The organism is Streptomyces caatingaensis (genome assembly GCF_001187435.1).
In the GTDB taxonomy this organism is placed as follows: Bacteria; Actinomycetota; Actinomycetes; order Streptomycetales; family Streptomycetaceae; genus Streptomyces; species Streptomyces caatingaensis.
The window spans coordinates 415552-437841 of record NZ_LFXA01000017.1; the positions used below are offsets into that span (position 1 = coordinate 415552).

19 protein-coding genes are annotated in these 22290 nt (G+C 74.2%); 12 read left to right on the forward strand and 7 right to left on the reverse strand.

The window, feature by feature from the left end; all coding sequences use genetic code 11:
• The first annotated feature begins 25 nt into the window (after positions 1–25).
• The 4 genes from hisG (at position 26) to AC230_RS24270 (ending at position 3978) form a co-directional block, all read left to right on the forward strand.
• Positions 26–874: an ATP phosphoribosyltransferase gene (gene hisG / locus AC230_RS24255; protein WP_049718448.1), complete on the forward strand. Its 849-nt coding sequence runs from the start codon at positions 26–28 to the stop codon at positions 872–874.
• A gap of 6 nt (positions 875–880) precedes the next feature.
• Complete coding sequence (locus AC230_RS24260) at positions 881–1330, forward strand: PH domain-containing protein (protein WP_049718449.1); 450 nt, start codon at positions 881–883, stop codon at positions 1328–1330.
• Between the two features lie 201 nt (positions 1331–1531).
• On the forward strand, positions 1532–2866 hold the full coding sequence (locus tag AC230_RS24265) for a hemolysin family protein (RefSeq protein WP_049718869.1): 1335 nt from the start codon (positions 1532–1534) through the stop codon (positions 2864–2866).
• Positions 2863–3978, forward strand: a complete 1116-nt coding sequence (locus AC230_RS24270) for a hemolysin family protein (RefSeq protein ID WP_049718450.1) — start codon at positions 2863–2865, stop codon at positions 3976–3978. Before AC230_RS24265 ends, AC230_RS24270 begins: the two co-directional genes overlap by 4 nt.
• A 219-nt stretch (positions 3979–4197) precedes the next feature.
• Here the strand turns inward: AC230_RS24270 and AC230_RS24275 are convergent, their stop codons facing one another.
• Together AC230_RS24275 and AC230_RS24280 are read right to left on the reverse strand one after the other, a co-directional pair.
• A complete protein-coding gene (locus tag AC230_RS24275; protein WP_198535599.1) occupies positions 4198–6057 on the reverse strand; it encodes an AAA family ATPase in 1860 nt (619 codons plus the stop codon).
• Positions 6058–6575: 518 nt separating this feature from the next.
• Positions 6576–7160 (reverse strand): uridine kinase family protein, encoded by a 585-nt coding sequence (locus tag AC230_RS24280; protein WP_049718452.1) that lies wholly within the window; start codon positions 7158–7160, stop codon positions 6576–6578.
• Between the two features lie 936 nt (positions 7161–8096).
• Between AC230_RS24280 and AC230_RS24285 the strand changes: the two genes are divergently transcribed.
• The 4 genes from AC230_RS24285 (at position 8097) to AC230_RS24300 (ending at position 14628) form a co-directional block, all read left to right on the forward strand.
• Positions 8097–9443, forward strand: a complete 1347-nt coding sequence (locus AC230_RS24285) for a peptidase C39 family protein (protein WP_049718453.1) — start codon at positions 8097–8099, stop codon at positions 9441–9443.
• Positions 9444–9496: 53 nt separating this feature from the next.
• Positions 9497–11056, forward strand: a complete 1560-nt coding sequence (locus AC230_RS24290; protein WP_422125627.1) for an amino acid permease — start codon at positions 9497–9499, stop codon at positions 11054–11056.
• A 504-nt stretch (positions 11057–11560) separates the two neighbouring features.
• Positions 11561–12409, forward strand: coding sequence for an SAM-dependent methyltransferase (locus AC230_RS24295; protein WP_049718454.1), 849 nt, complete (start codon positions 11561–11563; stop codon positions 12407–12409).
• 44 nt (positions 12410–12453) lie between these two features.
• Positions 12454–14628, forward strand: a complete 2175-nt coding sequence (locus AC230_RS24300) for a putative bifunctional diguanylate cyclase/phosphodiesterase (RefSeq protein ID WP_049718871.1) — start codon at positions 12454–12456, stop codon at positions 14626–14628.
• 7 nt (positions 14629–14635) lie between these two features.
• Here AC230_RS24300 and AC230_RS24305 read toward each other — a convergent pair whose 3' ends face one another.
• Positions 14636–15046, reverse strand: coding sequence for a DUF779 domain-containing protein (locus tag AC230_RS24305; protein WP_049718455.1), 411 nt, complete (start codon positions 15044–15046; stop codon positions 14636–14638).
• Between the two features lie 319 nt (positions 15047–15365).
• Between AC230_RS24305 and AC230_RS32200 the strand changes: the two genes are divergently transcribed.
• From AC230_RS32200 to AC230_RS24320, 3 genes are read left to right on the forward strand one after another with little or no spacing between them, the layout of a single operon-like run.
• Complete coding sequence (locus AC230_RS32200) at positions 15366–16004, forward strand: DUF4956 domain-containing protein (RefSeq protein WP_053161365.1); 639 nt, start codon at positions 15366–15368, stop codon at positions 16002–16004.
• Positions 16001–16837, forward strand: coding sequence for a polyphosphate polymerase domain-containing protein (locus AC230_RS32205; protein WP_049718456.1), 837 nt, complete (start codon positions 16001–16003; stop codon positions 16835–16837). Before AC230_RS32200 ends, AC230_RS32205 begins: the two co-directional genes overlap by 4 nt.
• Positions 16834–17691: a class I SAM-dependent methyltransferase gene (locus tag AC230_RS24320; protein ID WP_049718457.1), complete on the forward strand. Its 858-nt coding sequence runs from the start codon at positions 16834–16836 to the stop codon at positions 17689–17691. The genes AC230_RS32205 and AC230_RS24320 overlap by 4 nt, the downstream gene beginning before the upstream one ends.
• Here AC230_RS24320 and AC230_RS24325 read toward each other — a convergent pair.
• From AC230_RS24325 to AC230_RS24335, 3 genes are all read right to left on the reverse strand, one after another.
• Positions 17686–18576 (reverse strand): class F sortase, encoded by an 891-nt coding sequence (locus AC230_RS24325; RefSeq protein WP_107082227.1) that lies wholly within the window; start codon positions 18574–18576, stop codon positions 17686–17688. The two genes, AC230_RS24320 and AC230_RS24325, sit on opposite strands and share 6 nt — an antisense overlap.
• A gap of 30 nt (positions 18577–18606) precedes the next feature.
• Positions 18607–19200, reverse strand: coding sequence for a hypothetical protein (locus AC230_RS32745; RefSeq protein WP_049718458.1), 594 nt, complete (start codon positions 19198–19200; stop codon positions 18607–18609).
• 181 nt (positions 19201–19381) lie between these two features.
• Complete coding sequence (locus tag AC230_RS24335) at positions 19382–20125, reverse strand: LysR family transcriptional regulator substrate-binding protein (protein ID WP_049718459.1); 744 nt, start codon at positions 20123–20125, stop codon at positions 19382–19384.
• Positions 20126–20264: 139 nt separating this feature from the next.
• Between AC230_RS24335 and AC230_RS24340 the strand changes: the two genes are divergently transcribed.
• Positions 20265–20678 carry a DUF5997 family protein gene (locus AC230_RS24340; RefSeq protein WP_049718874.1) on the forward strand — a complete coding sequence of 138 codons (414 nt, stop codon included), beginning with the start codon at positions 20265–20267 and terminating at the stop codon, positions 20676–20678.
• Positions 20679–20693: 15 nt separating this feature from the next.
• Here the strand turns inward: AC230_RS24340 and AC230_RS24345 are convergent, their stop codons facing one another.
• Entirely contained in the window at positions 20694–22250 is a 1557-nt protein-coding gene (locus tag AC230_RS24345) for a right-handed parallel beta-helix repeat-containing protein (protein WP_049718460.1), read from the reverse strand.
• Positions 22251–22290 lie beyond the last annotated feature (40 nt).

The window sequence follows — 22290 nt, forward strand, 5'->3', positions numbered from 1 at the left end:
CCGACGTTCTAAGGAAACCGACCTCATGCTGCGCATCGCCGTCCCCAACAAGGGTTCTCTCTCCGAGCCTGCGTCGGAGATGCTCCATGAGGCCGGCTACCGGCAGCGCAAGGACCGCAGGGAACTCGTCCTCGTCGACTCCGCCAACGAGGTCGAGTTCTTCTTCCTGCGCCCCCGCGACATCGCCGTCTACGTCGGCTCCGGCAAGCTCGACATCGGCATCACCGGCCGCGACCTGCTGCTCGACTCCGGCTCCCGGGCCGAGGAGATCATGCAGCTCGGCTTCGCCGGCTCGACGTTCCGCTACGCCACCCGCCCGGGCACGGCCAAGGACGTCTCGGAGTTCGGCGGCATGACCATCGCCACCTCCTTCGCCGGGCTGGTCACCAAGCACCTCGCCGACCACGGCGTGGACGCGGACGTCGTCCACCTCGACGGCGCCGTCGAGACCGCCATCCAGCTCGGCGTCGCCCAGGTCATCGCCGACGTCGTCGAGACCGGCACCACCCTGCGCAACGCCGGCCTGGAGATCATCGGCGAGCCGATCCTGGAGTCCGAGGCCGTCGTCATCCGCCGCGCCGGCGCCCCCGCCGACGACCCGAAGGTCCAGCAGTTCCTCCGCCGCATGCAGGGCGTCCTGGTCGCCCGCCGCTACGTGATGATGGACTACGACATCCGCGTCGAGCACGTCGAGCGCGCCGTCGCCCTCACCCCCGGCCTGGAGTCGCCCACCGTCTCCCCGCTGCACCACGAGGGCTGGGTCGCCGTCCGCTCCATGGTCCCGGCCAAGGACGCCCAGCGGATCATGGACGAGCTCTACGAGCTCGGCGCCCGCGCCATCCTGACCACCGGCATCCACGCCTGCCGCCTCTGAGGAACCGTGACCGCCACCGTGACCCCCCTCCCCGTCACCTTCCGCCCCACCCTCACCCGGGTGGTGCTGCTGGGCATCGGCTTCGCCCTCGTCGCCGTGCTCACGGTGATGTCGTTCCTGCTGGAGTCCTTCACCGCCGGGGACCGTGCCACCTTCATCGGCACGGGGCTGCTGGGCCTGGGCGTCCTCGCCCTGCTCAGCCGGCCCAAGGTGGTCGCCACGCCCGAGGGCGTCACGGTGGTGAACCTCACCACCGTACGGAGGCTGGCCTGGGCGCAGATCGTCCGGGTCAACCTCCGCCCCGGCGACTCCTGGGTCCACCTCGACCTCGCCGACGGAACGTCCCTGCCCGCCATGGGCATTCAGACCGGCATCGCCAAGGAGAAGGCCATCGCCGACGCGCGCGCCCTGAACGCGCTCGTCGCCGAGCACGGCACCGGCCGGGTGGCGAACTGAGGACGGTCGGCCGCCCCCGAGCCGGATTCCTTGATTACTCTGGTGCCACGGGCACATCCCTGCCCCGCCCCGCACGAGCCGCCGTGCCCACCGCACGGCCCGCGGGACACCTGCGAACCGAGGAGTGATCCCCTCCGGGATGGACGGACCGTCCTGTAGTACCCGCGCCGCTGCCCCCCTGGGCGAGGCGGCGCGATGAGCATCACCGTTTCGCTGCTGCTCCTGGCGGCGGCCCTGCTCCTGATCCTCGCCAACGGCTTCTTCGTCGCCGCCGAGTTCGGCCTGGTGACCGTCGAGAAGCCGGAGGCCGAGCGGGCCGCGGCGAGCGGCGACCACCGCGCCCGGACCGTCGTCGCGGCCCTGCGCGAACTCTCCTTCCAGCTCTCCGGCACCCAACTGGGCATCACCATCACCTCGTTGGTGGTCGGCATGCTCGCCGAACCCGCCCTCGGCCGGCTGCTCAGCGGCCCCCTGGGCGCGGCCGGGCTGCCCCCCGGCGCCGCGGCGGGCGCCGCCGTCGTGACCGGCATGCTGGCGGCCTCCGCCGTGCAGATGGTCATCGGCGAGCTCGTGCCCAAGAACTGGGCGGTCTCGCGGCCGTTGCAGGTCGCGCGCTTCGTCGCCCGCCCGCAGAGCCTCTTCTCCCACTTCTTCCGACCCGTCATCACCCTGCTGAACGCGGTCGCCAACCGGCTCGTACGGGCCCTGGGCGTCGAGCCCGCCGAGGAGCTGGCCTCCGCCCGCACCCCCGGCGAACTCGTCTCGCTCGCCCGGCACTCGGCCCGCGCCGGCGCGCTGGAGCAGGACACCGCGGACCTCTTCGTCCGCACCCTCTCGCTGGGCGACCTCACCGCCCAGCAGGTGATGACCCCGCGCGTGAAGGTCAGCGCCCTCCAGGCCGGCGCCACCGCCGAGGACGTCCTCAACCTCACCCGCGCCACGGGCCTCTCCCGCTTCCCCGTCTACCGGGAGCGGCTGGACGAGGTCGTCGGCATGGTCCACCTCAAGGACGCGCTGGCCGTCCCGGGCGAGGAGCGGCTGCGCACCCCGGTCACCCGGATCGCCGTGGCCCCCATGCTCGTCCCGCAGAGCCTGCCCGTGCAGCCGCTGCTGGAACAGCTGCGCAGCGAGCAGCCGATAGCCGTCGTCGTGGACGAGTACGGCGGCACCGCCGGGGTGGTCACCCTGGAGGACATCGTCGAGGAGCTCGTCGGCGAGGTCCGCGACGAGCACGACCACGCCGACGCCGCCCGCCCCGACCTCGTCCCGCTGCCCTGCGAGGACGGCCGCACGGTCTGGGAGGCGGACGGCGCCTGCCGCGTCGACGCCCTGCGCCGCATAGGACTCGACGCGCCGGACGGTCCCTACGAGACCGTCGCCGGCCTCGTCGCCGACCTGCTGGGACGCATCCCCGTCCCCGGCGACCGGGCCGAACTGCCCGGCGGCTGGCGGCTGTCGGTGCGCCGGGTGGGACACCACCGGGCCGAGCGCGTCCGGTTCTCCCGGACCGGTGCCGTGGCGGGTGAGGCGCGATGAGCGTGCTGCAACTCGTCTTCGCCGTGCTGCTGGTGCTCGCCAACGGGTTCTTCGTGGGCGCCGAGTTCGCGCTCGTCTCCGTGCGGCGCAGCCAGATCGAGCCGCGGGCCGCCGAGGGCTCGGGCCGGGCCCGCACCGTGCTGACCGGGCTGGAGAACCTGCCGCAGATGATGGCGGCCGCCCAGTTCGGCATCACCGTCTGCTCGCTGACGCTCGGCGCGGTCGCCGAACCGACCGTCGCGGAGCTGCTGGAGCCCGTCTTCCACGCGGCCGGGCTGCCCGCCGGGCTCATCCATCCGCTCGGCTACGTCATCGCGCTGGCCCTGGTGGTCTTCCTGCACCTGGTCATCGGCGAGATGGTGCCGAAGAACCTCGCCATGTCCGCCCCCGACCGGGCGGCGCTGTGGCTGGGCCCCGGCCTGGTCGCCTTCGCCCGGCTGTGCCGGCCGGTGACGCGGCTGCTGGGCGCCTGCGCGCACGGGGTGCTGCGGCTCTTCCGGGTCGAGCCCAAGGACGAGGTCGAGGCCGTCTTCACCAGTGAGCAGCTCACCCACCTCGTCGAGGACTCCCGCCAGGCCGGGCTCCTCGAACCGGCCGAGCAGGAGCGGCTGGAGGACGCGCTGGAGCTGGGCAGCCGGCCGGTCACGGACGTGCTGCTCGACCCCTCGTCGCTGGTCACGGTCACGACGTCGGTCACGCCGCGGGAGATCGAGGAGCTGACCGTGCGCACGGGCTACTCCCGGTTCCCGGTCTGCGCGCCCGGCGGCGCCGTCATGGGCTACGTCCACGTCAAGGACGTCCTCGACCTGGAGGAGCGGGAGCGGCCGGTGCCGCAGCACGTCTGGCGCCGGATCGAGACCCTGCGGGCCGAGCTGCCGCTCGACGACGCGCTGACCGTGATGCGGAGGGCCGCCGCGCATCTGGCGGCGGTGGCCGACGCGGGGGGGAAGGTGGTGGGGCTGGTGGCCCTGGAGGACGTGCTGGAGATGTTGGTGGGGGAGGTGCGGGATCCTTCCCACCGGGTGGGGGTCGCGTCGTCGGCGCCCGTGTCCGGCGCCGGCGACGCGGCGGTGGTTCCGGTGCCTCGGGAGCGGGAGGTGGTGTCGGGGTAGGGATTTGCCCCTGGCCCGCCCTTTCACCGTTTCTCACCGCGCTCCGCGCGGGGCAACGCGGCTGCGCCGCGTTCGTCCTCAAACGCCGGACGGGCTGAATCAGCCCGTCCGGCGTTTGAGGACATCGCCCGCAGGGCGATGCGGGTCGAGGGGCGGAGCCCCGGGAGAAATTGGGGGCACCCCCTCTGGGGGAGAAAGGGCGGGTCCGGGGCACATTCCCTACCCGGGCCCCCGCCCGGACAGCACCTCCCCGTACGCCTGCATCAGGTCCGGCAGGCGCAGGGTCGCGAGGTCGTCGCGGGACGGGGTGCCGGGATACCCGGACAGACGCAAGTCCCGGTACGCGCAGCTCTTCTCGTAAAGGGTGCGCAGAAAGCGGCCGTTGCCGAGCTCGTCGATCCAGCCCTGGGCGACGACATGGGCGCTGATCGAGCGGAGCTCGTCCAGGGCCTCCTCGTCCCAGGAATCGCCGTTGTCCCCGGCCAGCACCTCACCGATCGCCGTGAGTTCGGACGGGCGGTAGCTCGGGAAGTCGACGCGGGTCGTGAAGCGGGAGCTCAGGCCGGGGTTGGCGGCCAGGAGGCGGTCCATGCCCTCCGGGTAGCCGGCGAGGATCACGACCAGCCGGTCGCGGTTGTCCTCGGCCCGCTTCAGGAGGACCTGGAGCGCCTCGTCCCCGTACGCGTCGCCCTTGCTGTAGCCGGAGTTGGAGAGGCTGTACGCCTCGTCCACGAAGAGCACCCCGCCCAGCGCCGAGTCGATCAGCTCGTTCGCCTTGACCGCGGTCTGGCCGAGGAACTCGCCGACCAGGTCGGCCCGCTGGGCCTCGACCAGATGGTCACCGCCGAGCAGGCCGAGGGCGTAGAAGACCCGGCCGAGGATGCGGGCCACCGTGGTCTTGCCGGTGCCGGAGGGGCCGGAGAAGACGAAGTGGCGCTTGGGCGGCTGGACGGGCAGGCCCTGGCCCGCCCGCAGCCGGGCCATGCGCAACTGCGCCGACAGCGCCCGCACCTGGCGCTTGACCGGGTCGAGTCCGACCATCCGCTCCAGCTCGGCCAGGGCCTTCGCGAGGAGCGCCGGATCGGACGGGCCGGGCACCGGGGGAGCCGAGGGCTGGGCGGGGACGCGGGACTTCTCCCGCGGCCCGTCGGCCACGGCGGGCGGCGGCGGAACGACCGGGGCCGGGCCCGTACCGGTCAGGACGTCGCCCGTGCGCTCCTCCGGATCGGCCACGGCGTCCGTCGCCTCCCCGGCCTCCGGGCCGCCGCCGGTCAGGGGCAGCGGCCCGGAGGCCGGGTCGGTGTGCTCGTCCAGCCCGTCGCCGGCGGAGATGGCCGTGAGCCGGGCGGAGGTGTCCATGAAGGTGGGATCCACCCGGTGCACGGCGCGGTAGAGGGGGAGCGCGGCGGCGCTGCGGCCGGTGCCCTCGTGCGCCCGGGCCAGCCAGTAGCGCAGCTCCTTGCGCTGCGGCTGCTCGCTGCGGCAGCGCATGAGCGCGGTGGCGAGCAGGGGTTCGGCCTGCCCGTACATCTCCAGGCGCACGCGCGCCATGCCGCCGAACAGTCCGGCCTCGATGCCGAGCAGGGAATCGTCGAGTAAGGGTTCGGTGTGCCGGACGAGTTGCTCCCAGTCCTTGACGAGGTAGGCGCGGCACGCGTGCAGGAAGCGGACCTGCGGGTCCGCGTCGACGGGCGGGCACTCGGCGAGCGCCCGGTCCAGCTCGGGGACGTGGCGGCCGTCGAGCCAGTGGGAGGCGTGCGCGAGCAGCAGGTCGCGGCGGGTCTCCAGGACGGGCTGGACCCACCAGCCCAGCCAGTACCAGGAGTTGAGGGCGCGCCGGTGGCGGGAGCGCTGCTGGCCGAACCGCTCGCGGTGGCGGTACATGCGCAGCAGCGCCGTGGAGGTCTCGGCGCGCAGCGCGTGCAGGCCCAGCCAGGCGTCGGCCATGCCGGGATCGACGCGCACCGCCGTCCGGAACTCCTCCTCGGCCCGGTCGTAGGCGCCCACCGTGCAGGCGTCGACGCCGCGCAGCCAGGCGAGATCTGCCGGGGCGGGCGGGCCCTGTGTGCCGAAGTCCATCGCATCCCCCACGAACCCTGCCCCCGTGCGGTGCCGCCGCCGGGCGGGTACCCGGCCGCTTCATTCGAACCACTGTTCTGTGGGCGGGAGTTGACCAGTGTTGCCGACGCCCGCCGACGACGGGTGCGCCGACTCGCATCGTACCGGCGCGATCGGCGTCGGCCGTAGGGTGCCGTGCCGTCGTTCACGGGGGTGGGGGAGGCTCCGGGCGGCCGGGGCGCGCTCCGCGGTCCCGTCACGGTGGGTGATGCGCGCCGGGGCGGGCGGCGGGGAGGGCAGGGGGCAAAACGCCCGGAACGGGCGTCGGCGGGTAGTACGAAGCCCCCGGTCACGGGGGAACAACCGGGGGCTTCGTGTCCACAAGCGGCCTTGCCGGACCGCTCCTTCAGAACGTAAGTCCTGTACGGCCCCGGGGTCAAGCCGAGTTGGGGGCGGGGGCGGGTATCGGACACACGTCGGCTTCCGGGGTCCGGGAATCCGCCGGGAATCCGGCTACGCAGCGTAGGGGTGACGGGGGTTCAGTCGGTCCCGTGGGGTCCCGGGAGCCACTCGTATCCCATGTCTCCCTGGTGCACCAGGAGTTCGGCGTATGGGCGCGTGGGATCCGCCGCGAAATGCGCGTGCTCCGCCCGCATCCATCCGGCCCAGAATTCGGCCTGGTCCGGACCGTCGCGGAGTTGACCCCTGTCCCAGGAGTCCTCGCGGGGCAACTCCATCCACAGGAGGCACGCGAGGTGGGGGCGCAGGGCGCGGCGGCCCGCGCCCACGCCTTCCATCAGGACGACGGGGGCCGGGGGGAGCGTCCTCGGGGCGCCGAAGCGGCGGGTCTGCCAGTCGTAGGGGCGGTAGCGGGCGGGCTCGCCGCGGGAGAGCGGGTCCAGGACCTGGCGGGTGAGGCGGTCCGTCCATGCGAACAGCTCGTCGTGGGTCGCGAGGTCGTCCAGGTGGAGGACGGGGGTGCCGGGGCCGAGGGCTTGGGCGAGGCGGGCGGCGAAGGTGGTCTTGCCGGAGCCGGCGTGGCCGTCGATGGCGACGAGGCGGGTGGGGCCGAGGGAGGGGGGGTGGGTTTGGAGGTGGTGGGCGAGGGGGGTGAGGTCGTGCACGGCTTCACCCTAGGGGGGTGGTGGGGGGCTCCTCCCCGCCCCGCCCTTTCACCGTTTCCCAGGGGCTGCGCCCCTCCCCCCGCTCGGCACCGCGCTCCGCGCGGTGGGCGGGGCTTCGCCCCTGCACCCCGCCGGGGGCTCCGCCCCCTGGGCCCCGGGACTCCGGGATCGCGCTCCGCGCGGGGGCTTTGTCTCTTGGGTCTCCGGGGCCGCGCTCGGTGCGGTGGGCGGGGCTTCGCCCCTGCACCCCGCCGGGGCTTCGCCCCCTGGGCCCCGGGACTCCGGGGTCGCGCTCCGCGCGGGGGCTCTGTCCCCTGGTCTCCGGGGCTGTGTTCCGCGCGGTGGGCGGGGCTTCGCCCTCGCGCCCCATCGGGGCTCCGTCCCCTGGATCCCGGAACAGCACTCCGCGCGGGGGGCTTCGCCCCCTGGGCCCCGGGACTCCGGGATCGCGCTCCGCGCGAAGGGCCGGGGCTTCGCCCCTCACCCCCTTCGAGCGCGGCCCCGCCGCTCGCCGCCCGCGCCAAGCGCGGTTGTGGGGTCCGGGGCAGGGGCGGAGCCCCCGCCCACGGCCCCGGCCCCGCCGACGGCCCCGGCCCCCGCCCCGCCGACGGCCCCGGCCCCGCCCACGGCCCCCGCCCCGCCGACGGCCCCGGCCTCCGCCCACGGCCCCCGCCCACCGCCCCCGCGCGGAGCGCGGTGCCGGGTCCGGTGCCGGGGGCGATACCGGGGTCCGGTGCCGGGGCGATACCGGGGTTCGGTGCCGGGGGCGGCGGGCAGGGGCCGTGCCGGGGGAGCCGGGGTGGTGTCCCGTCTTGGGGGGTGAGAGGGCGGGGTGGGGCGACACTTGTCGGGGCGCTGGCCGGGGGGTGGGGGGAGCCGGGATAGTGGGCGGGCCGGGTCGTTGTCCGGGCTCGGGTCGTTGTCTCGGGAGCCGCCATGTCCAGCAGACGCACCGTTCTCACCGCCGCCCTCGCCGTCACCGCGGCCGCCGCCTTCGCCGACGGCGGGACGGGGTCCGCCCTCGCCGCCTCCGGGGGAGAGATGGTCGACCACCACGGGTGGAGCGGCACGGCCGGCTGGAGGGCCGGGAGCCGGGACGGGACGGCCGTGCGCGAGGGGCACCGGCCGGGGATCGTGGTCGGGGGGCGCCCGGCCGGGACGCTGGAGTACGCCGACCCGCACGCGGGCGGGGCCACCTCCCGCTGGGAGTACGGGACATGGGTCTCGCCGGCCCGCGAGCTGCCCGCCCCCGCCCGCGAGCTCGTCGTCTCGTGGAACGCCCGCACCCCGGCGGGCACCTGGATCCAGGCCGAGGTGCGCGCCGTCTACACGGACGGCGGCAGCAGCCCGTGGTACGTGATGGGGCGCTGGACGTCCGGCGACGCGAAGGGCGACATCCGGCGGACGTCCGTGGACGGGCAGAAGGACGGCAGGAGTTCGGTGTCGACGGACACCGTCGTCGTCGATCCCGCCGCCGGGGTGCGCATCGCCGCGTACCGCCTGAGGCTGACGCTCTGCCGGCGGCCCGGCACGTCGCTCACCCCCGTCGTGTGGCGCGTGGGCGCGATGGCGTCCGACATCCCGGACCGCTTCACCGTGCCCGCCTCGCGGCCGGGGGAGGGGGCGGGGCACCGGCTGGCCGTGCCGCGCTACTCGCAGGAGATCCACAAGGGGCAGTACCCGGAGTACGACAACGGCGGGGAGGCGTGGTGCAGCCCGACCTCGTCCCAGATGGTGGTCGAGTACTGGGGCCGCCGGCCGGGCCCGGCCGACCTCGCCTGGGTGAACCCCGACTACGCCGACCCGCAGGTCTGCCAGGCGGCCCGGATGACGTACGACCACCAGTACAAGGGGTGCGGCAACTGGCCGTTCAACGCGGCGTACGCGGCCACGTACCGGGACATGCAGGGCGTGGTGACCCGGCTGCGTTCGCTCACCGACGCGGAGCGGCTGATCCGCGCCGGAATCCCGGTGATCACCTCGCAGTCGTTCCTCGCCTCCGAGCTCGACGGCGCCGGTTACGGCACGGCGGGGCACCTGATGTGCGTCGTCGGCTTCACCCGCGCCGGCGACGTGATCGCCAACGACCCCGCGTCCCCGTCCGACGACGCCGTCCAACGCGTCTACAAGCGGCGGCAGTTCGAGAACATCTGGCTGCGGACGAAGCGGCACGACGCGCAGGGGCGGGTCAAGAGCGGTTCCGGCGGCGTGTGTTACCTCTACTTCCCGCTCGCCCTCCGGGCGGAGCAGCGGCAGGCGCTCCGGCGGCTCGGGATCGTGTAGGAGGGGAAGCCAGGGGCAGTTGTCATGCCTCTGGCGAATTTTTGGATGGAGTGGTGCCCGTGCCGCCCGACGCCCCTTCCGGCAAGATCCCTTCCGGCAAGATCCCTTCGGACGAAGAGCGTCTCGCCCAGCTCGGCTACCGGCAGACGCTGGCCCGTGGCCTGAGCGGGTTCGGCAACTTCGCCGTGTCGTTCACCATCGTCTCGGTGCTGTCCGGCTGCATGACCATGTACGGCTACGGGCTCACCACCGGGGGGCCGGTGATGATCTCGTGGGGGTGGGTCGGGGTCGGCCTGATGACCCTGTTCGTGGGGATGGCGATGGCCGAGGTCTGCTCGACCTATCCGACCAGCGGCGGGCTGTACTTCTGGGCGCACCGGATGGCGCCGGAGGGCAGCCGGGCGGCGTGGGCCTGGTTCACCGGCTGGTTCAACGTCCTCGGGCAGATCGGGGTGACCGCCGGGGTGGACTTCGGGGCGGCGTCCTTTCTCAACGCCTACCTCGACCTGGAGTTCGGGCTGGCGGCCACCCCCGGCCACACCATCGCCCTGTTCGGCGCGATCCTGCTGCTGCACGCCGTGCTGAACACCTTCGGGGTGCGGATCGTGGCCGTGCTCAACGGCGTCAGCGTGTGGTGGCACGTCGTCGGCGTGCTGGTCATCGCCGGCGCGCTGGCCCTCGTGCCCGGCCACCACCGCCCGGCGTCGTTCGTCTTCGGACGGTTCGTCAACGAGACGGGCTGGGACTCGGGGCTGTACGTGGGGCTGTTGTCGCTGCTGATGGCCCAGTACACGTTCACCGGGTACGACGCCTCCGCGCACATGACCGAGGAGACGCGGAACGCCGCCGTCGCCGGGCCGCGCGGCATCGTGCGCTCGATCTGGACGTCGTGGATCGCGGGGTTCGTGCTGCTGCTCGCGGTGACGTCCGCCATCGGCAGCTATCCGGGCGCGCTGGCGTCGCCGACGGGCGTGCCGCCGGCGCAGATCCTGCTGGACGCGCTGGGGGCGGGGCTCGGCAAGGCGCTGCTGCTGGTGGTCATCGGGGCGCAGCTGTTCTGCGGGATGGCGTCGGTCACCGCCAACTCCCGCATGATCTACGCCTTCTCGCGGGACGGGGCGCTGCCGTTCTCCCGGGTGTGGCACCGGCTCGACCCGGTCACCCGCACCCCGGCCAACGCGGTGTGGCTCGCGGCCGGGGCGGCGTTCGTGCTGGGGCTGCCGTACCTGGTCAACACCACCGCCTATGCGGCGGTGACCAGCATCGCGACGATCGGGCTGTCGATCGCGTATGTGATCCCGACCTTTCTGCGGCTGCGGCTGGGCGGGCGGTTCGAGCGCGGGCCGTGGCACCTGGGGCGCTGGTCGCGGCCGGTGGGGTGGGTGGCGGTCGGCTGGGTGGCCGTCATCACCGTGCTGTTCATGCTGCCGCAGGTGCACCCGGTGACCCTGGAGACCTTCAACTACGCGCCCGTGGCGGTGGCCGTGGTGCTGGGCTCGGCGGGGCTGTGGTGGGTGGTCTCGGCCCGGCACTGGTTCCTGGACCGGCGCCGCCCGGGGGCGCCGGCCGGCGGGGCGGCACCGGCGCCGGAGCCCGGGGCGCCCGTCGGCTGACGGCCTCCTGACCCGCCGTCGGGGCGGGCAAACCTCCCTTCCGCATCACAGGTGGCGACAGGGGCCGCACTCCCGGCGGCAGACGCCCCGGGCGGTCCCCGCCGCGCGTCCGCGCGCCCTCGTGAACCGGGACGCGCCCCTTGCGCAGGGGGGTGGCGCTCCATGATCATTTGCTGTAGTCGGCAATGATGTGATCAATAATGCGAGACATGGCCCCGTTCGGCTGGGGCCCGGCGGACGGAGGGGTGCGCGCCGACGCGCCGACGCGAGCGGCCGGGGTGCGAGCGCGACAACGACAACACCTGCTACGGCAAACAGAGACGCATCTCACGCGAACGAGTGGTTTTGAACGACGCCGAACCGCAGACCTGCTGGAGTCGAAGGGGAAACGGCGGTCACATGCGGACCGTCCATTTCCGCTTGCTTCTACCATTCGAACGAACGATCAGTAGCCTCTGCTCAGACCCCTCTACACCCCCTGCGATGAGCTGGAGAGACAGAGTGATGGAGCGTCCCGGCTGGGCCCCTCAGGGCATCGACCTGTCCGTGCCGAGCGTGTCCCGCATCTACGACTACTACCTGGGCGGCTCGCACAACTTCGAGGTCGACCGCGAGGCCGGGCGGCGGGCCATCCGGGCGTTCCCGGGCATGCCGAGGATCATGCAGGCCAACCGGGCGTTCATGCGCCGCGCGGTGCGGTACGCGGCCGGCCGCGGCGTGACCCAGTTCCTCGACATCGGCTCCGGCATCCCCACCTTCGGCAGCGTGCACGAGGTCGCCCAGGAGGCCGACCCCGAGTGCCGGGTGGTCTACGTGGACCACGACCCCGTCGCCGTCGCCCACAGCCGGGCCGTGCTGGAGGGCAACGAACGGGCCGGCGTGCTCTCCGCCGACCTGCGCAAGCCGGCGGAGATCCTGCGCAGCGCCGAGGTCGGCGGCCTCCTCGACCTGGAGCGGCCCGTCGCCCTGCTCCTCGTCGCCGTCCTGCACTTCGTGCCGGACGAGGACGACCCCTGGGCGCTCGTGGCCGAGCTGCGCGACGCCCTCGCCCCCGGCAGCCTCCTCGTCCTCACCCACGCAGCGACCGCCGCCGGGCAGGCGAAACCCGAGGAAGGGGAGAAGGTGAAGGAGGTGCAGCACGTGTACCGCACCATCGGATCGCCGCTGTGCACCCGTGACCACGCCGACGTGGCACGGTTCTTCGACGGCTTCACCATGGTCGAGCCGGGTCTGGTGCCCATCCCGCTGTGGCGGCCCGGTCCGGGCGACGCCGCGGGGGAGGGGCCGGCCGCCGACGACCCCGTCCTGGCGGCGGGATTCGCCGGGGTGGCCGGCGTGGGGCGCAGGCCGTGACGGGCACGCGGCACGGCCGCACCCTGCGCGGCCGGGCGGAGCCGCTGCCGTTCGCCGTCCCGCGGAGCGACGACGCGGCGGTCCAGGAGGAGCGGCTGCGGCGCTTCGCGGCGCTGTGGAGCCGCGCGGTGCACCCCGCCACCTCGGCGCCGCTGAGCCGCACCGAGTTCGAGCAGTACCTGCTCCCGCTGGCCGCCCGGCTGCGCGACGCGCTGCACGCCCGGCCCTTCGACCCCGCGCCCGGCGCCGAGGTGGGCGCCGAGCTGGTGCGCGGCCACTGCACCGACCCCGAGGCCCTGCCGCTGATCCTCGGTGCCGTCGACGCCTATCTGGTGCTCTACTGCCCGCCGGACGACGGCGTGCCCGCCGACGAGTCCCGCGCCCGCTGCACCCGCCTCCAGCACTCCCTGGCCGCCGGCTTCGCCCGCGAGCTGCGCGAACGCACCCTCGCCGAGCAGGAGGCCATCTCCCGCGCCGCGCTGGCCGCCCAGGCCGAGACCGAACAGGCCCTGCACACCAGCGAGGCCCGCTTCCGGGCCGTCTTCGAGGGTGCGGCCATCGGCGTGGGCATCGCGGACGTCCAGGGCAACATCACGGACGTCAACGACGCCCTCGTCCGGATGTTCGGCAGTCTGGACGCGCCGGTCGCCGGGCGGAACGTCGGCGAGCTCGTCCACCCCGACGACGCGCCCGAGGTCTGGGGCCTGTACGCCGAGCTCGTCCGCGGCGACCGCGACCACTACCGCGTCGAGAAGCCCTACTACCGCGGCGACGGCAGCGTCCTGTGGACCGACCTCACGGTCTCCCTGCTGCGCGACGCCGCCGGCCGCCCCCAGTACCAGCTCGCGATGATGGAGGACATCACCGAGCGCCGCCTGCTGCACGAGCGGCTGCGCCACCAGGCCACCCACGACGACCTCACCGGCCTGCCCAACCGCACCCTCTTCTTCGAACGCCTCGGCAGCACCCTCGAACCCGGCAGCCCCCACGGCCACTTCGGCCTCTGCTACCTCGACCTCGACGGTTTCAAGGCCGTCAACGACAGCCTCGGCCACGCCGTCGGCGACCAGCTCCTCGTCGCCGTCGCCGAGCGGCTGCGCGGCTGTGCCACCGCCCCGCACGAGCTCGTGGCCCGCCTGGGCGGCGACGAGTTCGTCGCGCTCACCACCGGGCCGCGCGCCCAGCGGGACGTCACCGCGCTCGCCCACCGGATGCTCACCGCCCTCGCCGACCCCGTCCGCCTCGACGGGCGCGACCTGTCCGTCCGGGCCAGCATCGGCATCGTCGCCGGCCGGGCCGGCGAGGCGGACGCCGCCGAGGTGCTGCGCAGCGCCGACATCACCATGTACCGGGCCAAGGCCGCCGGCGGCAACCGCTACGAGGTGGCCGACGCCGACTCCGACGCCCGCGCCATCGCCCGCCACGACCTCACCAACTGCCTGCCCGGCGCCCTGGAGAACGGCGAGTTCTTCATCGAGTACCAGCCGCTGGTCCGCCTCGCCGACGGCACCGTGCGCGGCGCCGAGGCGCTCGTCCGCTGGCTGCACCCGGTCCACGGGGTGCTCGGCCCCGACCAGTTCATCCCGCTCGCCGAGAGCACGGGCCTGATCGTCCCGCTCGGCCGCTGGGTGCTGGAGGAGGCCGCCCGCCAGGCCCGCGCCTGGCGCAGCGACGGCCGCTGCCGGGTGCCGCTGCGCGTCAACGTCAACCTCTCGCCGTCCCAGCTGCGTTACCCCGCGCTGGTCGCCGAGACCGTCGCCGTCCTCGACAACGCCGGGCTCGACCCCTCGGCGCTCTGTCTGGAGGTCACCGAGAGCGCCCTCATCGGCGCCGACGAGGACCAGCTCCGCCCGCTGCGCCAACTCGCCGACCTCGGCGTGGACATCGCCCTCGACGACTTCGGCACCGGCTACTCCAACCTCGCCTATCTGCGCCGCCTGCCGGTCAGCACGCTCAAGCTCGACCGTTCCTTCACCCGCGGCATGCAGTGCGTGCCCGCCGACCCCGTCGACGTGAAGATCGTCGAGGGCATCGTCTCCCTCGCCCACACCCTCGACCTGTCGGTGACGGTGGAGGGCGTGGAGACCGGGACGCAGGCCGACAGGCTGCGGATACTGGGCTGCGAGACCGGCCAGGGCTGGTACTACGCCCGTCCCGGCCCGCCCGAGCGGCTGCACACGCTCTCGCTGGCCGACGCCGCATCCTGCCCGCGCCACTGACGGGGCGTCACCCCGGCACCACGGCGGTCCGCGCCTCCTCGTCCGTCAGCAGCCGGGAACGGATCAGGAAGCGCACGCCCTCGGGCGCCTCCAGGGAGAAGCCGCCGCCACGGCCCGGCACCACATCCACCGTCAGGTGGGTGTGGCGCCAGTAGGCGAACTGGTCCGCCGCCATCCAGAAGCCGACCGGCTCCTCCAGGCCCTCCACGGCCAGCTCCGCCAGGAGCACGTCCGAGGAGCCCGTGCGGAACTCGCCGCGCGGGAAGCACATCGGTGAACTGCCGTCGCAGCAGCCCCCGGACTGGTGGAACATCAGCGGCCCGTGCTCCTCGCCCAGCCGCCGGACCAGCCGGGCCGCCGCCGGGGTCAGCGCCACCCGCGAGGGGGCGCCGCCGGGCCGCGCCCGCGTCGCCGCCATGCCCGCACCCCTCCCTCCGGCCGTCCGTCGCGTCTCCCCTCCAGGCTGCCCCCGCGCGGCCCCCGGCACCAGAGGGTCACCGGACGTCCTGCGACAGGAACCGGACGCCGTGCGCCGCCCGCGGCCGCCCCTCCCCCACGCAGCACACCCGCCGCACCCCGCGCAAGGCCGCCGATCACGACGGACAGCCACGGGATCCGGACAGCTCCTCCACAACTCCGTCAAGGATTCGCATGGTTCGCTCGAATGGGGAGAGCCGTTCACCCACCGTTTCCCCGGTGTCTGTGATCGCCGCAGACGCAGAGGGAGGAATGACACCGTGGAATCCGTGCGACACCTCGCCGCGCACCTGGGGCTCGACCTGCTCGCCGTCGGCCTGCTGACCTTCGCGATCTACCATCCGCGCCACCGCCGGCGCGACCTCGTACCGGCCTATCTCGCCCTGAACGTCGCGCTGTTCGCCGTCGTCGCGGCCCTGGCCGAGGTCGGCACCGGCGGAACCGCCCTGGGATTCGGCCTCTTCGGCGTCCTGTCCATCATCCGCCTCCGCTCCGACGCCGTGCAGCACGAGGAAGTCGCCTACTACTTCAACACCTTGGTCCTCGGCCTGCTGTGCGGACTGCCGGACCTGCGCCTGTGGATCGCCGCCGCGCTCAGCGCCGTCCTGCTGGCCGTCGTCTGGATCGCCGACCACCCCCGGCTCTACCCCCGCTCGCGCCGCACACTCGTCACCCTCGACACCGTGCACGCCGACCCCGCCGCCCTCCGCGCCGACCTCGCCCGCCGCCTCGGCGAACCGCTCAACTGGACCGTCATGGAGATCGATTACGTCCGCGACCTCATGGTCGTCGACGTCCGCTACCGCGAGTTCCCGCCCGGCACCGCCCCCGCGCAGCCGGCCGGCACCGGCGACGCCCTCCGCCACGGCACCGGCACGCACACCTGGGAGACCGTATGAGCACCGCCGCTCCCACGGCCGCCCACCCCCTGGCCCGCACCGTCGCCGCCGCCCCCGCCGTCACCCTCGACGGGCTCAACGCCCGCGCCCGGCTGCTCACCCGCTTCGACCGCAGCTACCTCGTCCCCGCCGCCGTCCTCACCGACCTCGTCGCCCGCCTCACCGACCCGGAAAGACCCGGCGGCCCCTTCCGGGCCCTGGCCATCGACGGACGCCGCGCCTTCGGCTACCACTCCGTCTACTACGACACCCCGCGGCTGCGCTCCTTCCACGAGCACCGGCAGGGCAGACGGCTGCGCTTCAAGATACGCGAACGGGTCTACCGGGACAGCGGCGAGCGGCAGTTCGAGATCAAGCTCAAAGGGCCGCGCGGCGACACCGTCAAACACCGCCGCCCCCTGACCGGCACCGACACCCCGCTCGACCCGCCGTACCGCGCCTACCTCGCCGCCGTCCTGCGCGAGCGTTACGGCATCGAAGCACCCCACGACCTCACCCCCTCCCTGAGCACCGACTACCTCAGGGCCACCCTGGTCGCCGACGGCGAACGCGTCACCTGTGACGCCGCCCTGGCCTGCACCGACCTGCGCACCGGCGCCACCGTCCGCTGCGCCCCCGGCCTCGTCCTCGTCGAGACCAAGAGCGCCGGCCACCTCACCGACGCCGACCGGCTGCTGCACGCCCACGGCATACGGCCCGCCGTCTTCACCAAGTACTGCGGCGCCCTCACCGCCCTGCGCCCCGCGCTGCCCGGCAACCGCTGGCGGCGCGCCGCCGGCACCGCCTTCCCCGTGGTGGACGCGGCGGCCGCGATGGTAGGAAGTCGCCCATGACGCATGAGCACCAAGGAGCCACCACCACCGAAGAGATGCTGCGGGCCAACGAGCGCAACTGGGACGCCCGTACGCCCGTCCACGTCGCCAGCGCCTTCTACGGACTGGACGGCTCGCGGTCCGCCGGAGACTGGTTCGCACCCTTCGAATGGGACGACCTCGGCGACCTCGCCGGCCGCTCCGTCCTGCACCTCCAGTGCCATCTCGGCACCGAGACCCAGGCGTTCGACGAGCGGGGCGCCGCCCGCACCGTCGGCCTCGACTTCTCCTCCGCCGCCGTCACCGAGGCCCGCCGCCTGGCCGCCGAACGCGGCCGTGCCGTGGAGTACGTCCACGCCGACGTGCACCGGGCCGTCGAGGCCCTGGACGGGCGGCGGTTCGACATCGTCTACACCGGCAAGGGCGCCCTGTGCTACCTGCCCGACCTCACCGTGTGGGCCGCCGTCGTCGCCCGGTTGCTGCGCCCCGGCGGCACGCTCTACCTGGCCGAGTTCCACCCGCTGCTCAACGCCCTCGGCCCGGTGCCCGAGCCCGGCGAGGACGAACTGCTGCTGCGCCACGACTACCTGGAGGGGCGGGGCGCGCTGCGCGGCGACAACTCCCGTACGTACACGGACGGTCCGCCGCTCACGGGCGACACGACCTGCTACGAGTGGCGGCACGGACTGGGGGACGTCGTCACCGCCGTCGTCGGGGCCGGCCTGACGGTGGAGCTGCTGCGGGAGACGGATCTGCTGCCGTGGCCGCGCCTCGCGCGGATGGTCCGGGACGGGGAGAGCGGCTGGTGGCGGCTGCCGGAGGCGGAGCCCAAGGTGCCGCACATGTTCGCGCTGCGGGCCCGGCGCCCGTCATGACGCGGCCGGGTCCTCCGCGTTGCCCTCGTCGTTCGCCTCCGGCGCGGGCTGCACGGGCTGCGCCGGCTGCGCGGGCCGTACCGGCCGCACCGGCTGGGCGGGCGCGGGCGCGGGCTTCTTCGCGGGGGGCGTCCCGGGCGGATTCGCACGGGGGCTGGCGGGCGGGTTCGCCGGCGGGTTCGCGGGCGCGGGCGGTGCGGGCGGTGCGGGCGGTGCGGGCGGCGGGGTCCTCCCGGCGCCGGTGAGGTAGGCGGACACCACCACGTTGGCGGTGTACTCGTGCCGCGCGCGGTCGTACTCGCCGCCGCACGTGACCAGCCGCAGTTCGGCCCGCGGGCTGTCCGCGCGGCCGTAGGCGCGGTCGGCGTCGAAGTGGTCCTTGGGGATGACGGCCACGTCGTTGACCGTGAACTCGGCCGTGGTGCCGTCGGACCGGCCCACGGTGATCTTCATCCCCGTGCGGACGGAGCTCAGTTCGTAGAAGACGGCGCGCGAGGTCTTGGTGTCGACGTGCCCCACCATGACCGCGGCGCCGGCCGTGCCGGGCTCGGGGCCGTCCTTGTACCAGGCCACCACCCCCGGCCGGGTGTACGCGGGGGCCTCGACCCCGCCCTGGGGGTCGAGGCCGTGTCCCTCGACGGGGGCCCGCAGTCCCAGGGCCCTGATGGCCAGGGTCTGCGGGGCCGCCCCCGGCAGCGGGGGGAGCGCCGGGGGCAGGCCGTGCGCGGAGGGGCGGCCGGAGGGCTTGACGTCACCGGTGACCGGAGCCGTCGATATCGGCTCCTCGGTGATGCCGTGACCCCATAGCCACAGGGCCAGCAGCAGTGCCAACCAGGCCGCCCCTGTCAGCAGGCGGCCGAGACCGCCTGTGCGCTTCTCCGACATGATTCCGGTCCGATTCCCGTCGGTTCCCCGTCAGCGCTTGACCGTGCGGTCCGCGCGGCGGCGGGACCAGATCAGACCGCCGGCGATACCGGCCGTGGCGCCCGCGAGGATGAGCACCGGGGTGTCCACGAAGGACGACTCCTCGGCCGCCGCCACCTTCGCGGTGGCACCGCCGCCCGCGTGCGACCAGCCGTGCGGGCGGTTGTGGTGGTCGCCCCGGTCGTGGTCGCCGTGGTGCCGGCCGTGGTCACGGCCGTGGTCCTCGTGGTGACCCCGGTCGTGGTCGCGCCCGTGGTCGTCCCGGCCGTGGTCGTCCCGCCCGTGGTCGTCCCGGCCGTGGTCGTCATGGGCCCAGCCGTCGTCACGGTCGTGGTCGCGGCCGTGGTCGTCGTCCCGGCCGTCGTGGTCGCGGCCGTGATCGTCGTCCCGGCCGTCGTGGTCGCGCCCGTGGTCGTCACGGTCCCAGCCGTCGTCCCGGCCGCAGCCGTGGTCGTCACGGTCGCAGTGCTTGACGACCTGGCCGCCGGGCACGGCCGGGGCTTCCAGGGCGAAGGCGGCGGCGGGCGCCGCGCAGACGGCGACTGCCGTCAGAGTGCCGCAGAGAGCGGTACGAATTGACTTCATGGGGTGTACCTCCTTGATCCGAGGTTCACCCCGCACCCCGGGCGGAGCATCCGCAGGGTGGTCGTATTGCTCCATTCGGTAAGGAACATGGGCCGACCGAGTGGGCCGGGACGGGGATTACGGCTGAAATCCCCGGCGCGCGGCCGGAGTCACTTGACCCCCTGTCAGGGCTGCGCGGGTGTCAGCGGCGGCGCGCCCGCCCCCGGCGGCCGCCCACGGGGCGGCCGGCCGTCCCCGCGCGCTTGCGCTCCTCCCTCGCCTTGGCCTTCTCCCGGGCCTTGGGCTTCCTGGCGGCCTGCGCGCCCTCGTCGTCCCGGCGGCCGCGGGTGCTGTTGGCCGTCCGGCCGCGGACGATCCCGATGAAGTCCTCCACCCGGTCGGTGGTGGCCTCCGCCGGCCAGGCCAGCGCGACGCGCGACTGCGGGACGCCGGTCACCGGCCGGTAGGTGAGGTCCTTGCGGTGGTGCAGCCGGGCGAGCGACTGCGGGACGACGAGCAGGCCCACGCCCGCGGCCACCAGCTCGACCGCGTCCGCCGTGGTGGCCGGGCGCTCGACGGCGGGCCGGCCCGGGGGCCGCTCCCAGTCCAGGGTGTCGTCGAGGGGGTGGAAGACGATCTCGTCCGCCAGCTCCTCGGCGGCCACCTCGTCCACCGCCGCCACGACGTGGTCCTTGGGGACCACGACCACCGTCGTCTCCGTGTAGAGGGGGATGGCGCTCAGGTCCGTCCCGCAGGCCGGCAGCCGGACGAACGCCGCGTCCGCCTCGCCGCGCCGCAGCACGCCCGGGGCGTCGGCGGCGGGCACCTGGACGAGCTCCAGCGGGACGCCGGGCAGCCGCTCCCGCCAGATCCGCACCCACTTGGCGGGGATCACGCCCGGGACGTACCCGAGCCGGAACGAGGGAGGTGCTTCCGAGCCTGTCACCCGGCCAGATTACGGGATTCCCGCAGGTTGCCGGTCCGGTGCGGCCCGAGGAGCGGCCGGGCGCCCGGGGGTGTCCCCCGGGGCGGTGCGGCACCGGGCGTGGTCGGGGCCGGCCGGCGCGCCCGATACCCTGGACCCCATGAAGTCGCACCAGAGCACCCAGACCATGAAGCCCGCGACCGCGGCGAAGAAGCTGGGTGTGTACCTCGAGGCCACCCCCAAGGAGTTCCAGGAGGGCACCGTCTCGCGCGACGAACTGAACGCGCTCCAGTCCGACCCGCCGGAGTGGCTCCGCGAGCTGCGCCGCAACGGCCCGCACCCCCGCCCGGTGGTCGCCGCCAAGCTCGGCGTCTCCATCTCCGGCCTCGCCCGCGGCGGCGTCACCGAGGCCCTCACCACCGACCGCATCGAGGCCCTCAAGCAGGAGAACCCCGAGTGGCTCCGCAAGGAGCGGGCCACCCAGGCGGAGGTCCGCAAGGAGGCGGCCCGCGTCAAGGAGAAGCAGCGGGCGAAGGCCGGGCAGCAGGGCGGGGCCGGCGCGCGGCGCCCCTGACCTCCCGCCTCCGGCTCACCCCGCCGTGACCCCTTCCCCCTGGTAGGCCCCCTGGTTCGGGGCGAAGGGGGGCAGGAGGTTGCCGAAGAAGTCGTGCCAGCCGGGGTTCGTCATGGCCGCCCCCGCGTGCAGGGCCGGTGATCCCGCGCGCAGCCGGTAGCCCTGCGCGTCGTCCGGCCCGGTGGCGGTGCCCGGGGCGACGAGCAGCGGATCGCCGGTCACCGGGCGCGGGTCGCCCGCCGGCACGGCGACGACCGAGCGGTAGAGGTTGTTGCGGTAGACGCCGTGGGTGTCCTCGACCGCGGAGCCGCCGGGCCGCCCGACGAAGATGTTGTCGGAGAACTCGACCGACACGGTCCCCGGTGCCGCGACCAGCAGCCGGCTCCCGGGCGCGTAGAAGGTGTTCCCGTACACGGCCACGTCCCGGGCCGGGCCGCACGGCAGGAAGACGACGCCGAACCCGTTCTTGTCCGCGTAGCCGTCGTTCTGGCTGATGTTGAACCGGAAGACGTTGCGATCGGCCTTCTCCCCGGGCGAGTTGCACGCGAACAGCGCCCCGCCGTTGACGTCCCGGCTGAAGTTGTACTGGAACACCGACCCGTTGCTCGCGTGGTCGATGTCGTAGGCGATGCTCGCGAGCGGGCCGTGGGCGTCCGTGACGGTGTTGGACTCGACGACCGAGCCGTCCGCGTTGCCCGACGCGATGCCGGAGCGGTACAGGGCGGTGGCGGCCCCGAAGTTCCGCACGGTGTTGAACGCGACGTGCGCGCCGGACGTGTTGAACGCCAGGATGCCGTCCCCGGAGACGGTGTCGACGGTGTTGCCCAGGATCCGCACCCCGGTCAGCGGGACGTACCGCGTGCCCCTGCCCATGGGGTACTCGGGCCGGTGCTGCCACTCCGACTGGGTGGCGATGCCCTCGGGGCCCACCCGGCGGACGGTGTTGGCGCGGATCAGCACGTCGTCGACGGCGGTCGGCGTCGTGCTCCCCGCCGCCCGCACCGCGATGCCCGCGCTGCTGCCCGGGGTGTGCCGCTCCTGGCAGTCGCACCCCTCGACGTCGTGCACGTCGACGTTCTCGACGACGTAGTGGTGGCCGGTCCCGTGGTCCTCCAGCTCCACGAGGACGCCGTAGCGCAGGGTGCCGGGGCCCGGCGGCGGGCCCGGGTTGGAGACGTCGAGGTCGCGTATCTCCCAGCCCTCGACGTTCCGCAGCAGCACGGCGGCCAGGGAACCGTCCCCGACGATCCCGGGCTTCGCGCCGGAACCGTAGGCGTCCACGGTGACGGGGGCCACGGCCGTGCCCGAGCCCTTCGGGGCGAACGGGCCCGCACAGGTCGTCCCGCGGCGGAAGAGGACGCGGTCGCGGGCCTCGTACGTGACCGACGACGCGCGGGCCGGGGTGCGCCAGGGGTGGCTCTCGTCGGTGCCCGGCGCGGCGTCGTCCCCGTTCGCGCAGTCCACGTAGTACGTCCGGAACGCGGCGGGCGCCGCCCCCGCGGCCGGGATCCCGGCGCACGTCAGGAGCAGCGCCGCGGCGGCGCCGAGCAGCGATCTCAGCAGGACTCTCATCGCATCGGTCCAATCACCCGGTCTGATGGGGGAGTTGCAG

Bases quoted from the DNA above. Each gene is read 5' to 3' on its own strand.
- AC230_RS24305 (WP_049718455.1), bottom strand. From the start codon at position 15,046: ATGGCGGCGACGCGGGCGCGGCCCGGCGGCGCCCCCTCGCGGGTGGCG.
- AC230_RS24295 (WP_049718454.1), top strand. From the start codon at position 11,561: ATGGAGCGTCCCGGCTGGGCCCCTCAGGGCATCGACCTGTCCGTGCCG.
- AC230_RS32745 (WP_049718458.1), bottom strand. From the start codon at position 19,200: ATGAAGTCAATTCGTACCGCTCTCTGCGGCACTCTGACGGCAGTCGCC.
- AC230_RS24345 (WP_049718460.1), bottom strand. From the start codon at position 22,250: ATGAGAGTCCTGCTGAGATCGCTGCTCGGCGCCGCCGCGGCGCTGCTC.
- AC230_RS24325 (WP_107082227.1), bottom strand. From the start codon at position 18,576: ATGTCGGAGAAGCGCACAGGCGGTCTCGGCCGCCTGCTGACAGGGGCG.
- AC230_RS24275 (WP_198535599.1), bottom strand. From the start codon at position 6,057: ATGGACTTCGGCACACAGGGCCCGCCCGCCCCGGCAGATCTCGCCTGG.
- AC230_RS24340 (WP_049718874.1), top strand. From the start codon at position 20,265: ATGAAGTCGCACCAGAGCACCCAGACCATGAAGCCCGCGACCGCGGCG.
- AC230_RS24270 (WP_049718450.1), top strand. From the start codon at position 2,863: ATGAGCGTGCTGCAACTCGTCTTCGCCGTGCTGCTGGTGCTCGCCAAC.
- AC230_RS24285 (WP_049718453.1), top strand. From the start codon at position 8,097: ATGTCCAGCAGACGCACCGTTCTCACCGCCGCCCTCGCCGTCACCGCG.
- AC230_RS24320 (WP_049718457.1), top strand. From the start codon at position 16,834: ATGACGCATGAGCACCAAGGAGCCACCACCACCGAAGAGATGCTGCGG.
- hisG (WP_049718448.1), top strand. From the start codon at position 26: ATGCTGCGCATCGCCGTCCCCAACAAGGGTTCTCTCTCCGAGCCTGCG.
- AC230_RS32205 (WP_049718456.1), top strand. From the start codon at position 16,001: ATGAGCACCGCCGCTCCCACGGCCGCCCACCCCCTGGCCCGCACCGTC.